This window comes from Vibrio lamellibrachiae, from assembly GCF_050337265.1.
Classification (GTDB): domain Bacteria; phylum Pseudomonadota; class Gammaproteobacteria; order Enterobacterales; family Vibrionaceae; genus Vibrio; species Vibrio kyushuensis.
Window position 1 is genome coordinate 230,475 of the sequence record NZ_JAKJSU010000005.1, and the last position, 12,931, is coordinate 243,405.

Sequence of the window (12,931 nt, forward strand, 5' to 3'; positions counted from 1 at the left end):
TTTTTCCATACCTGAGTTAATTCATATTTATCTAAATTAGCATTGCCACTAAAACGGAAATGTCCAGAACCTACTTTGAGTAGATGTATTATAAAAAGAAGTATAAATGAGGGGAAATCTATCTAGAGAAGCGAGTCAAAAATAGACTCGCTAGTGTGAATTACAGGTTATCAATATAACTTAAAACGGCCAACAACATCGCCAAGTTGAGTATTGGTTTTCGTTAACTGATGGGTACTATTCACCGTTTGTAGCCCATTGTTATTTATATTATTTATCATCTCCTGAATACTGCTCATATTGTGGTTGATCTCTTCGGTAACCACGCTCTGTTGTTCAGCTGATGCTGCAATTTGCGCCGTTAAATCATTAATCTCAACGATTGAATCAGTCATTGTATCCAATGAATTCATTACACGAGCTGTCGCTTTTGATGTTTGCTCACAGCTAGATTTTGTGGTTTCCATTGCACTCACAACCGTGTTATTTCCATTACGGAGTTTAGTGAGCATTTCATTAACTTGAGATGTGCTCTGTTGAGTACGAGCAGCCAAAGCTCGTACTTCATCAGCGACAACGGCAAAGCCTCTCCCCTGCTCACCAGCGCGAGCAGCTTCAATGGCGGCATTAAGCGCTAATAGGTTTGTTTGTTCTGCGATCTCACCAATAACCCCAAGAACTGAGCTAATCTTGTCAGTGTCTTTACTCATAGTCGTAATAGACTTAGACATGCTCGCTACTTCATCCACCAGCGCTGAAACACTATAAACTGCTTCTTGCACAACGTCTTTAGAGTTGTTAGCTTCATCGTTTGTTTTAAGCGTTAATTTTGCTGCATTGGCTGCACTTTGCGCGACGGACTCTGCGGTCGAGCTCATCTCAGTGATAGCGGTTACGACTTGTTCAGTCTCTTTTGAATGGGCGGTGAGTAAGACTTGGTTGGAGTCTGCGCTTTCAGTGACCACGTCAATTTGATTCTTGATTTGTTGGCTTGATTTGTCCACATCCAGCATCATATCTTGCAGCTTTTGAATAAAAAGATTGATACCAGTAGCGATTTTTCCAAGGTCATCTTGCGTGTGTATTTCTAAGCGGCGGGTCAAATCACCATTGCCTTGAGATAGATCCGTGACAATATTTCGTAGAGAAACAATCGGTTTGAAGGCGATATTTACCGCCACAATACTAAGAGCGATGATGATGATGCCTGAGATAACTAAAGCGAGGGTAATCGCGTTATTTAGCTTTGCGGTATTTTGCAAAATATAGTTATTATCAATATAACCGGTCAGGCTCCATTCATTTCCGCGAAGAACAAAAGTATTAGCTAGTGGAATAAATTCGCCCACTGTTTTGTTTGAAAAAAGTACAGTGTTGTTTGGGTCGGTCAACTCCATATAGCTGCCCTCAACAGCAGAAGAAGCCAGAAGTGCCTGCGTTTGGCTAAGGTCAATATAGAAAATATCGCCCCCGTTATTCTTGCTTGGAACAGTGATGCTAAGAAGTGGTTTTCCCTCTTCATAAATGATGTTACTTACGGTCACTTCACCGTTTGCTGCAGAAATCATATCAATAAATTGTTGTGCTTCCTTTGCGTTATCAATGCTACCTTGAGCATTAAAGACTAAGTCGCTAACGACCTTTACGATGTTATGAAAACCAGTTTTGTCCTGTGTTGATTTTATCGCAATCAATCCAAAATTTAAGTTTTCCGCCAGCGTGATTTTATTGTTGATATCGTCAACAAGTTTGTCTTTCGCTAGGTTGATGCGACTGTTGATATTTTGCGTATCACTTTGGTAAATATAATTACTAATATGGTGACGAGCGCTGAAATATGACGTCAGAATAGTAATTGAAGTGATAATGATGAAAATACCTATAATTTTCAGCTTGAAAGGGAGGGTTTTATTCATGGGCTGTACCAATTCCTTTTTGTGTCCTGAGGATATTCTAGCCGATGACGGAGTTAAGTTTCATGATAGCGATCTTATAATGAAGATTAATTCCATTCAGGGGCGTGCGAAGACTAGCTAATATTCCAAAGGTTATTCAGCCCATTAGTATTACTACTCAGAAGTTGCGTGTTTTAAATAATGGATAAGATGCTGAAGCAAGAGCAGACAGCCGAAACGTTCTATAAAGAAACCAGACGCCCGTTACGCCTAGTTTCTTTTGATGAACTTAAAGTGCCTTTGCTTTTTGTTTTAATAAAGTAATAGGTACTCTTAAGATACGCATGTTAGAGCTGTTAGTTTCAACAATAACAATCGCACTGGTTGAATCCAGTTGATAAATATCAGAGTATGCAGATGCGCCTTCAACAAGCTGAATTGGACCTTTCCAACTTAACCCTTCATCAAAACTGAACCACAGCCCAAGATCTTGTCTACCATTAGTGCCTGATGGTGATCCTTGAGGATTGGTAAATAAAAGATAACGACTTCCATCAGCTTCTTCAAATCGTGTGATTGAAGCATCCACCGTTCCTGTACTCATTCCAGAGAAAACAGTAGCGTTATTTCCTTCCATTAACTGCCAGCTTTCGCCACTATCTGTGCTAAGAAACTGCTGACGAGGACCATAATTTACGCCGTCTACGACTTTGTTAAAGTCCAATCGGGCTGTGAGTAATAAGTGCCCATTATTTAGCTCCACAAGATCAGCTTCACTTGGTTCTAAAGTTTCCATGCTAGTACCGCTTTTCCAGCGATATGGTAAAGGTAAGCTCGAACCAGACTGCCAATTTAGTCCACCATCATCACTATATACCGACAATACATTAAGAAAGTATCGATCAAGTGTGATCGCAGGGTAAATCATACGGCCATTATTAGTCCCCATGATACTTTGTTGATTCTCTAGTTGAATACCATGCCCTGGCCCTGGGTTGACACTCGCGTGACCATAGAAGCTCATCGTATTACCTGACTTAATTTTGGTCCAGCCAAGCTGTTGTAAATCCGTCACTGTATCAGCAGGGTTTTGTTGGGCTAGATGGTAGGCATCAAGTGCTACAAGGCTAGCTCCCTGTTGAGTCAATGAAATAGATTGTAGATGGATCCTGCCATCAACGGCACTATCTGCATTGCCAAATCCGACTAAATTATCAGTTGAAACTTGTCCTTGCCAACTGGCTATCTGAACATTGTCTACTGATAGAGATACCGCTCCACTACTCGCCGAATATTCAAATTGATATTCATAAAAAGCGGTAACTCGGTCGCCCGCGGGCTTAAGTACTATCGGTGTTGCTTCACCATTAAGAGATGCAGTCAACTGGCCAAGAGAATCAATTGCAAGCGTAAGCTCAAATGATTGAATACCGTTTGCAATTTGTAGTCTGTTTTCAGCGCCATCGAAGACCCTAACTTTCGCGGTTGCTCGCCAATCTTGCTGACTATTTAGATTGGCATTACGCTGATAAATTTCAGAGCCTCCCCAGCCTGCAATTTGAAAGCTTCTTTCTTTAAGCTGATCAGTAACGTCTATTGGAGCTTGCCAGTTATCGGTTGATACGTCATAGGTGTTGTAAAATACGCCGCTGGGCATCCAAGATTTGATTTTGTCACCATTTTGCGCGGCATCGGTAGGCCAGCGAACATAAGAAACAAGCACTCTGTCCGTATTTTTATCATAGATAGGTCTAGGGTCAGAGAAGTCATAGCTATCACTTGCATTGATTTGCTTTGTGAGATTAATTTCATTTCCCCAGCTTACGCCACCATCATGAGATACCCGTGTAATAATATCGTTTGTGTTATTGATTGACCCCGGGTCTCCGCCGCCGACTCTCTTCTCAGAAAACGCGGTAACAACGCCCGGTGTTAAAGAGCTTGTTACAATAGAAGGAATGCGGTCTGGCCCTGCAAAAATCATATCACCTTGAATTTCGAATTGAATTTCCCGATAAGCTGCAACACCGTTAGTATGACTAGAACCGTTCCCCCAAACCATCATATTTTGTGTGGTCGATACTGGTGAAATTTGGTCAACCGCCAATTGCCCATCGAAATAGAAGCTCGCTGTAGGTGTACTACCTGGATGGTAGATAAGCTCATAACGATGATAGTCGGTCGCAGACTCACCAGTCGCTAATACTGTACTGCCACTTTGACCTTCGAAAGCGACAACCAACTCCCCGTTTCCATTTAGTGAAATGATTGGCAACACACGATTGGTGCCATTCGCGTAATAGTTAGTGATCATACCACCACTGATCACCTTCATATCCGTAGTCAGTCGCCACCCATAATCAGATGCTTGCGCGTGTTCACTTGCTATTGGAACGACCTTCCATTGGGCACGACCATTCTCACCTTTTGCGATCCAAGTAGGGAAGCCGTCTGCTGTATCAATAGCTCCATTACCACTGCCGCTATGGTCAGCGAGCCAACCTTGTTCCATCGGTTCATCTTGTGCTGAGTCGTTGGTAGCCAAATAATTGATTAGTTTTGCGTTCACAGCGGGAGCCACAAAAAGGGCCGATGCGAGTATTAGACTGATGTGAGTGACTTTAACGTTCATGCTTGTTCCTTCTACCATAATTAGTAATGTTTGAACCATTCAATTTGCTAAGCAGACAAGAAAGGACTCCTTTTGTCTGCCAGTTCCGTGCCCTGTTCTTAATGTACTTCTGCATATAGGATGACATGAAGGAAATTTTTATCTTTGATCGACGTAACAAAAAATATATTTGTTATAATTATGTACTAGGTGTGTGATGCGTTTGTGGTGATTAAGTACCAGATTGGGTTGTTATCGTCTTGCATTAATAGGGAAATGTTCGAGAGTTGCGTAATGCGGCTGAACGCAGAGTGTTATTGGCCTACCACTTAATGTGGACTCTGAAAGCACTTTACCCACAGTGTCGGTATACGTGTTATTGCTGTTAAAGCGCAACGCGTGAGTGACGCTATGTTAATGGCGGCGAGTGAGGCTTTAGCTAAAGCGGCATCAGAGTTTGAATTGGTCCATGGCGCTATTCTCCCTCCACTAAAAGAAATCCAGTCAATCAGCCGAGATATTGCTTTTTCGGTAGCAAAACAGGCAATGGCCGAGGATTTGGCACTACCGATTTCCGACCAAGCAGTCCTCAAAGAGATTGAAGCGTGCTTTTGGCGACCAGAATACCGACAGTATCGCCGAACTTCCTTTTAATGTTAAAACAGATTAGAAAGGGAAATTTGCCACTTCTCATTTAGTGTTACGAATAAGGGATGCTCCAAATCAACCTTGGAATGTCCCTATTTCGCATGTAAAATGAGAAATGCGTTCGCGTCTCTGCCAATTTAGTGATTTGCGCTCGAGAAATTTGATTCAAAGTAAGCCTTCAGGTCTAAAGCAACCGCCCTACTTTATTGCAGATTGGCCTCATGTTCATCTAAAACCAATCGAACCTGCTGCTGGTACTCTTGCATAAAGCGTTTAAAGTTAATTTCGAGATCGCTCGTTGCTGTAACGTCTCCTCTTACAGCTTGAATAAATCGCTCTTGTTCTACGCTAATCGGCTCGATACCTCCCTTTACCAGCAGAACCAAATATTTACCGGCATAACCGATGAGTTGTTTGGTTACAGGGCTATACGTATCTGGTAGCGCCACATCAATGCCGCCATTATTCAATATGCTTAAATGTGATTCAGGAAATGGATTCTCAACCGACTCCATTTCGATTAGCAGCCGTACAATCATCTCTTCATTTTTTAATATATCAACATGATCACTATTAAAGCCAAACTGGCCTTGAGACTGTCTTTGTGCCGTTGGGTTTAATTGACTTGAGAGTGGCACGACACCATCGCTGTTTTCACCCATTTTGATAACGCTGGAATTATTGTAGGCGTAATAAAGTTGATGGTTAATTCGTTTGGGCAATGGATTTTTATAAAGGTCATTGATGAACTCACTAGCTGGGTTCAAATCTCGCCAAGCAGGCAACACTAATAACCCATGTTCTTCTCCGAGCGCAGCGGATGGGTGACCACCAAATGGGCTCGCGATACTGACAAACAGCCCTACATTATTTTCATCTTCGTCTCTACCATATCGATTAAGCGCATCCCTAACTATCAATCCTCCCATGCTATGTGCCACAACGATAATGGGCATATCCCCCTTTAGAACCACTTCCCCTGATATAAATATATTGTAAAAGAAGTCACCCAACTGATCTAAATCACCACCAGAAGGATAATAGAAGAACCAAGGTTGATAGCGATCTTTATCCATTCGTTCGACGATGGTTTCAAACGATCTTGAACTTCCACCAATGCCGTGGACAAATACGACCGGAATTTTATGTGCCTGATCTTCTTCTAACGCATAAAACATAGTCGGGGCAACTTCGATGAACGAGGCAGGATCATACATCCCCATCGTGGCTATGTTTTCATCAAAAATAGAGTCGCCTAAACGACGGATAGCACCTGCAGGGTAATAGACTGACGACTCCAATGCGGGTGCTTCAGGTGCCTGAATAGTTTCGGCCCAAGGAATTAAATGGCTTAAGGTCAGTTCTACATTGATATCTTTTGCCAACTTTTCAGGATACAGAGCAGAGCCTAGCTTGAGTTCTTTTTGCCCTACAACTTCATTCGGGTCAAATATCTGATCATCATTAATGTCAGCATATATCAGTAACGTATATACCCCATCAGGAAGAGAGAGCGCATAATGAGTCGTTGTTCCTGTAAAGAACATAGTGTCAACTCGTTCATGCTCTTTAAACTGGCTCGTGTAAGCGGCAATGGCCATGGGAACAGCAGTGTAACTTCCTAACTCAGCTATCGGTTTGCCCCAGACAAAATAGGTATCATTGTCTAAAAGGTGCTTCAAATTTACTTGACTAGGATCTGAATTTTGTATTTTCTCATATTCAGTGTGAATAGCTGAATATTGCAAATAAGTGCACGATGTTAGTAACAGAGCAAAACAAACCGATATAACATTACGTAGCCAAACCAAAACAAATTGCCTCACACATTCACCAAACAAATAATGATACAGCGTAGCAGATCGTCCGCTTGGATCAATGCGAGTTAAAAACTAGATAGCGACACCAATTGCTGTGTATAGCTATGAGTTGGCTGACTGAACATCTGCTGCGTGTCGCCTTGCTCGATTATCTCTCCGTTTCTCATCACAATCGTGTAATGGCATAACGATTTGACCACATTGAGATCATGGCTGATAAATAGATACGTCAGGTTATACTTCTCCTGTAATGATTTAAGTAGATCCAATACTTGCGCTTGCACTGTTCTATCTAGTGATGATGTCGGCTCATCAAGCAAAATGAATTCAGGTTTTAGGATCAACGCTCGCGCAATTGCGATACGCTGTCTTTGCCCGCCTGAAAACTCATTGGGATAACGAAAACGAGTCTCTGGATCCAAATCCACCTCTTTCATGACTGAGCAGATCAGATCATCCAGTGTTTGCTCATCAAGCTCTTGATGAACAATCAAGCCTTCACCAATAACCTGAGCCACTGACATTCTCGGGTTCAATGCAGAGAATGGGTCTTGGAATACGACCTGCATTTTACTTCGAAAGGGCAGCATCTGTTGTCGATTAAGACCTTGCAGTTCATTACCTTCATACGCGATAGAACCTTGTGAGTTCACTAGCTTTAAAATCGCCATACCCGTGGTCGATTTACCCGAGCCACTTTCTCCAACAAGCCCTATGGAGTGGCCTTGCTTGAGTTCAAAAGCCATATCAGTAACGGCTTTAACATGTGAAACAACTCGCTTGAATAAGCCGCCAGTAATAGGAAACCAGACTCTCAGGTTTTTTACATCAAGTAGAGTCTTGGCTGTTTCTGGCACTTCAACAGGTAGACCTCTAGGGTCAGAGTTAATCAGTTTAATCGTGTATGGGTGCTGAGGCTCAGTGAACACCGTTTGGCTCTCTCCCACTTCAACCAATTCACCGTCTTTCATCACCGCAACGCGATCTGCAATTCGGCGTACAATACTGAGATCGTGCGTAATAAACAGCATTGCCATACCAAGCTCTTGTTGCAAATCTTTCAATAGATCGAGTATCTGTGCTTGCACCGAAACATCCAATGCAGTGGTAGGCTCATCGGCAATCAAAAGCTCTGGCTCATTAATCAGTGCCATCGCTATCATCACTCGCTGACGTTCTCCACCAGAAAGCTCATGAGGGTAAGCTGAAATTTTTTGCTCTGGATGTCGAATTCCTACTTTTTCTAACCAAGATACCGCAAGCTCTTCTGCTTTTTTCTGGCGCATGCCTCGGTGAATGGCGAGTGTTTCCACGAGCTGTCTGCCAATTTTATGCAAAGGGTTCAAAGAGACCATCGGCTCTTGGAAGATCATACCAATTCGGCCACCGCGGATCCCTCTCAACTCTCGTTCAGAGCAATTTAGAGTATCAATTCCATTGAAATTAATACTGCCGTTAAGGTAATGGGATGAGCCTCTTGGAAGCAGCTTTAGAACTGAGTTGGCTGTGACCGATTTCCCAGAGCCACTTTCCCCTACAAGCGCGAGAGTTTCACCTTTGTTGATCGACAAAGAAACATTAGTCGTGACTTGTTCAATCTCGTTTTTTCGGCCAAAACCAACCGACAGATCTTTTATAGTCAGTACCGTTTGAGTTGTACCTGTCTGAGTCTTAGTTGTCTGAATCATAACTATCTGCCTCCATTTGCGTGCGGGTCAAAAGCATCACGTACCGCTTCACCGACAAAGACAAGTAGCGTTAACATAAGTGATAAGACAACAAAAGCAGAAATCCCAAGCCAAGGCGCTTGTAGATTTGCTTTACCTTGGGCAAGAAGCTCACCCAATGAAGGAGAACCTGCAGGTAAACCAAAACCTAAAAAGTCTAACGAGGTTAATGTTGTTACCGATCCCGATAAGATAAATGGCATCATAGTAAGTGAGGCAACCATGGCATTGGGTAACATATGTCGAAGCATAATACGCTTATCATCGACGCCCATTGCTTGCGCCGCACGAACATAATCAAAGTTTCGACAGCGTAAGAACTCTGCACGTACTACCCCAACTAACCCCATCCAGCTAAACAACACCATGATGCCCAGAAGCCACCAAAAATTAGGTTCCACGAAACTCGATAAGATAATTAATAAGAACAGTGTCGGCATGCCAGACCAAACTTCTATAAAACGCTGACCAATAAGATCAAGCCAACCACCGTAATAGCCTTGTGTCGCGCCCACTGCAACACCGACGATACTCGACACAATGGTCAAGACAAAACCAAACAGAACAGAGATTCTAAAGCCATAGATGATACGTGCTAACACATCACGCCCTTTATCATCGGTACCCAACAAGTTAACTGAATCTGGCGCAGACGGAACGCTCCCTCCAATATCAAAGTTAATCGTGTCGTAGCTAAATCGAATCAAAGGCCAAATAATGTAGCCCTTCTCTTCAATCAAGTCGGTAACAAACGGATCGGTATAGTCCGCTTCCGTTTCAAATTCGCCGCCAAACTCTGTTTCTGCGTATTGCTGAGCAATAGGGAAATACCAACCACTATCGTAATTGACCATCAGCGGTTTATCATTGGCAATAAGTTCCGCAAATAGGGTAACAATGAACAGAAGGCTGAAAACCCACAACGACCAATAACCACGTTTATTCGATTTGAATCGCAGCCATCTGGCTTGATTAAGTGGATTACTTCTTACTTTTTTAAGTATCCCTACCTTTTGAGTGTCTTGCGGAACTTTTTGCATTTTTTCTTGTGCTTCCAACATATTAGCGCGCCTCAAAATCAATTCGAGGGTCAACCCACGTGTAAGTTAGATCGGAAATAATACTCAAGATTAGTCCCAACAGAGTCATGATATAAAGCGAGCTAAATACAACTGGATAATCGCGCTGTATGGTCGATTCAAAACCAAGCAGCCCGATACCTTCAAGTGAGAACATCACCTCAATCAGCATTGAACCTGTAAAGAAAATACTAATGAATGCACTTGGGAATCCGGCAATAATAATCAACATAGCGTTACGAAAGACGTGTTTGTATAAAATGGTATTCTCATCCAATCCTTTCGCACGAGCCGTCACCACATATTGCTTATTAATCTCATCCAAAAACGAATTCTTGGTCAGCATACTTAAGGTAGCAAAGCCGCCTATCACCATTGCAAAAGTTGGAAGAGCCAAGTGCCAAAAGTAATCAAGGATTTGCTGATACCAGGTCATTTGATCAAACGTACTTGAAACTAAACCCCTTAACGGGAACCAGCTGAAGTAATTACCACTAGCAAAAACAATGATTAAGATGATCGCAAACAGGAAGCCAGGAATAGCATAGCCAATGATGACCAACGCACTCGACCATACATCAAATCGAGAGCCGTGATGAATGGCTTTCATGATACCCAAAGGTATGGATATCAAATAGATGATTAACGTACTCCACAATCCAAGGGAAATCGAAACGGGCAAACGGTCAACAATGAGATCAATCACATTGCCGCCTTTAAATAGACTTTCGCCAAAATTAAAGGTGGCGTAGTTTTTAAGCATTTCAAAGTAGCGAACGTGAATCGGCTTATCAAAGCCAAATTGACGCCTGATCTCTTCTACAACTTCAGGATCAAGACCTCTCGACCCCTTGTAACCAGAAGCGGTGTCATCTGCTCCCTTGGTTAATTCAACCTCGTTACCACCACCAGAAAAACGCTCCATAATACCTGAGTTATGACCTTCGAGTTGAGCAATCGCCTGCTCAACTGGACCACCAGGGGCTATTTGAATAATAAAGAAGTTAATGGTGATGATCGCCCACAAGGTGGGGATCACCAATAGTAAACGCCTAAATATGTATGCTGCCATTGAAGCCTCTATTAACGACGTTTTTCAGGAAGTTTGGCGGCTTTTTCTTCTGAAATCCACCACGTATCAATACCTAAGTCATATCTTGGCATTGTTGATGGTCTTTCAAATTTATCCCACGAGGCCACACGGTGTTGGCTGATGTGCCACTGAGGAATGATGTAATAGTTCCACTGTAAAACGCGGTCAAGAGCACGACCTAGCGTCAGCAGTTTCTCAGGGTTTTGCTGATTCGCTGAGATTTCATTGGTTAGATGATCAACCACTGGCTCCATAACACCTGCGGTATTGTAAGTTGAATCAATGTAGTTCGAATTCCAAACAATCATCAAGTTTGGACTTGGGTAAGGGTTCGACGAGTACGCAGACGACACCATATCAAAATCTCGATCACGTAATCTTTTAATGTACTGGGTGGTATCAATCGTGCGGATCTTCATCGTGATCCCCATACGAGTCATATTCTTTTGAACTGGTATCGCAATACGTTCAGTGGTTGGGCTGTAGATAAGCATCTCAAATTCAAAAGGCTGACCCGTTTCTACATTGGTCATCACTTTATTGTTTAGCTCCCACCCGGCTTCTTTCAATAGCGCAAATGCTTTTCTCATTTGACTACGAATTCGTCCTGAACCATCGGTAACAGGTGGCTGATATTCATCAGTAAACACATTAGGAGAAATACTGTCTTTAAACGGTGTTAACAACGCGACTTCTTCTGCTGAGGGTAAGCCTTTTGCTTCGTAATCGGTGTTTTGAAAGTAACTACGAGTTCGGGTGTATTGGCCATAAAACATGTTTCGATTCATCCACTCAAAATCCATCGCGTAGTTTAGTGCCTGACGAACTTTTGGATCTTTAAAGATATCTCGTTGAGTATTGAATACAAACGCTTGGGTAGATTGAGGGCTTTGATGTGGGATCTCTTCTTTTTTGATAAAACCTTTATCAAAATTTGCGCCGGTGTATGAGTTTGCCCAGAATTTAGCCGAACTCTCTTGTCTTAAATCGAATTCACCCGCTTTGAACGCTTCAAGCATAACTGTGTCATCACGGTAATAGTCATATTGCATTTGCTTAAAATTGTTGCGGCCTACATTAACAGGCAAATCAGCCGCCCAATAGTTATCGACTAATTCATACGTAACACTTTGACCAGATTTAAATGATTTCACATGATAAGCGCCACTGCCAACTGGCGGCTCTGAAAGTGGCTCTGAAAAGTTTTTGTCTTGCCAAAAATGTTTCGGCAAGACACGCATGCCCTGCGCAAGGCTAAACAACTTTTCACGATTGGGCGTTTCCATTTCAATACGGGCAACTAAATCGCTAACTGCGGTGATTGATTTTACATCTTTATAGTAAACGCGGTATTGAGGAACGCCTTCTGTACTGAATTTTTCAAACGTAAACGCAACATCGTGCGCAGTAATTGGCTTCCCATCGTGGAAACGGGCTTTTGGATTAATATCAATTTCAAGCCAGCTATAGTCATCGGAATATCGAACTTTAGAAGCGATTAGCGGATAGTAGGAATCTATTTCGTCACTCGGTGAATACATTAATGTGTCGTACAACTCACCCGTATTCGCAGCGGCTACCCCACGAGAGGCAAAGCGATTGAAGTTATCGAACGTCCCTACCTTACCAAAGGTAACTTTACCTACTTTAGGTGCATCAGGATTTACGTAATCAAAATGAGTAAAGCTGTCGGGGTACTTAGCTGCCCCAAACCCAACCAAACTGGTTGATTCGATAATTTTGGCTTGTACCCCTGTGCCAAGTATCATCAAAATTAACCCTAAAACGATACGCTTTCGCTGCTGCATGCCCTGCTCCCTTTTATAGCTTTTATAGTGCTTCATGCGATGTATCCTCTCAACTACGGAGAGCATACAAAATACTATTAATAATTCAGTTACTTGGATAAGTATATACTCAAGTTCATTCAATGCGAGTATTTGTTCTTAACGCTTTCACCAATTGAATCTTGATTGCTTCATCCCAAGAAGGAATATGACCTCAGACGGCAAATAAAAGTGCGATTAACAAAAGAAAACAACTCAAAGCCTTGAATAA

The 12,931-nt window shown here is 42.4% G+C and carries 8 protein-coding genes; 1 reads left to right on the plus strand and 7 read right to left on the minus strand.

The features are described 5' to 3' along the window. Nucleotides 1-170: 170 nt before the first annotated feature. The gene (locus L4C54_RS06655; RefSeq protein ID WP_428807555.1) at nt 171-1,916 is read right to left on the minus strand and encodes a methyl-accepting chemotaxis protein; all 1,746 of its coding nucleotides are present in this window, start codon (nt 1,914-1,916) and stop codon (nt 171-173) included. Nucleotides 1,917-2,184: 268 nt separating this feature from the next. After that, nucleotides 2,185-4,527 carry an exo-alpha-sialidase gene (locus tag L4C54_RS06660; protein WP_428807556.1) on the minus strand — a complete coding sequence of 781 codons (2,343 nt, stop codon included), beginning with the start codon at nt 4,525-4,527 and terminating at the stop codon, nt 2,185-2,187. Nucleotides 4,528-4,875: 348 nt separating this feature from the next. On the opposite strand from L4C54_RS06660, the gene L4C54_RS06665 reads away from it, so the two are divergent. Beyond that, a complete protein-coding gene (locus L4C54_RS06665) occupies nt 4,876-5,160 on the plus strand; it encodes a malic enzyme-like NAD(P)-binding protein (RefSeq protein ID WP_428807947.1) in 285 nt (94 codons plus the stop codon). 197 nt (nt 5,161-5,357) lie between these two features. On the opposite strand, the gene L4C54_RS06670 is transcribed toward L4C54_RS06665, so the two are convergent. Genes L4C54_RS06670 through L4C54_RS06690 form a run of 5 tightly spaced genes read right to left on the minus strand, consistent with a single transcriptional unit; the run spans nt 5,358 to nt 12,642 of the window. Then, nucleotides 5,358-6,980, minus strand: a complete 1,623-nt coding sequence (locus L4C54_RS06670) for a lipase/acyltransferase domain-containing protein (RefSeq protein WP_428807557.1) — start codon at nt 6,978-6,980, stop codon at nt 5,358-5,360. 59 nt (nt 6,981-7,039) lie between these two features. Continuing rightward, entirely contained in the window at nt 7,040-8,662 is a 1,623-nt protein-coding gene (locus L4C54_RS06675; protein WP_428807558.1) for an ABC transporter ATP-binding protein, read from the minus strand. 2 nt (nt 8,663-8,664) lie between these two features. Continuing rightward, a complete protein-coding gene (locus L4C54_RS06680) occupies nt 8,665-9,762 on the minus strand; it encodes an ABC transporter permease (RefSeq protein WP_428807559.1) in 1,098 nt (365 codons plus the stop codon). A gap of 1 nt (nt 9,763) precedes the next feature. After that, entirely contained in the window at nt 9,764-10,852 is a 1,089-nt protein-coding gene (locus L4C54_RS06685) for a microcin C ABC transporter permease YejB (RefSeq protein WP_428807560.1), read from the minus strand. Nucleotides 10,853-10,863: 11 nt separating this feature from the next. Further along, nucleotides 10,864-12,642, minus strand: coding sequence for an extracellular solute-binding protein (locus L4C54_RS06690; protein ID WP_428807948.1), 1,779 nt, complete (start codon nt 12,640-12,642; stop codon nt 10,864-10,866). Nucleotides 12,643-12,931: the final 289 nt, after the last annotated feature.

Bases quoted from the DNA above. Each gene is read 5' to 3' on its own strand.
- L4C54_RS06660 (WP_428807556.1), bottom strand. From the start codon at position 4,527: ATGAACGTTAAAGTCACTCACATCAGTCTAATACTCGCATCGGCCCTT.
- L4C54_RS06690 (WP_428807948.1), bottom strand. From the start codon at position 12,642: ATGATACTTGGCACAGGGGTACAAGCCAAAATTATCGAATCAACCAGT.
- L4C54_RS06675 (WP_428807558.1), bottom strand. From the start codon at position 8,662: ATGATTCAGACAACTAAGACTCAGACAGGTACAACTCAAACGGTACTG.
- L4C54_RS06655 (WP_428807555.1), bottom strand. From the start codon at position 1,916: ATGAATAAAACCCTCCCTTTCAAGCTGAAAATTATAGGTATTTTCATC.
- L4C54_RS06685 (WP_428807560.1), bottom strand. From the start codon at position 10,852: ATGGCAGCATACATATTTAGGCGTTTACTATTGGTGATCCCCACCTTG.
- L4C54_RS06680 (WP_428807559.1), bottom strand. From the start codon at position 9,762: ATGTTGGAAGCACAAGAAAAAATGCAAAAAGTTCCGCAAGACACTCAA.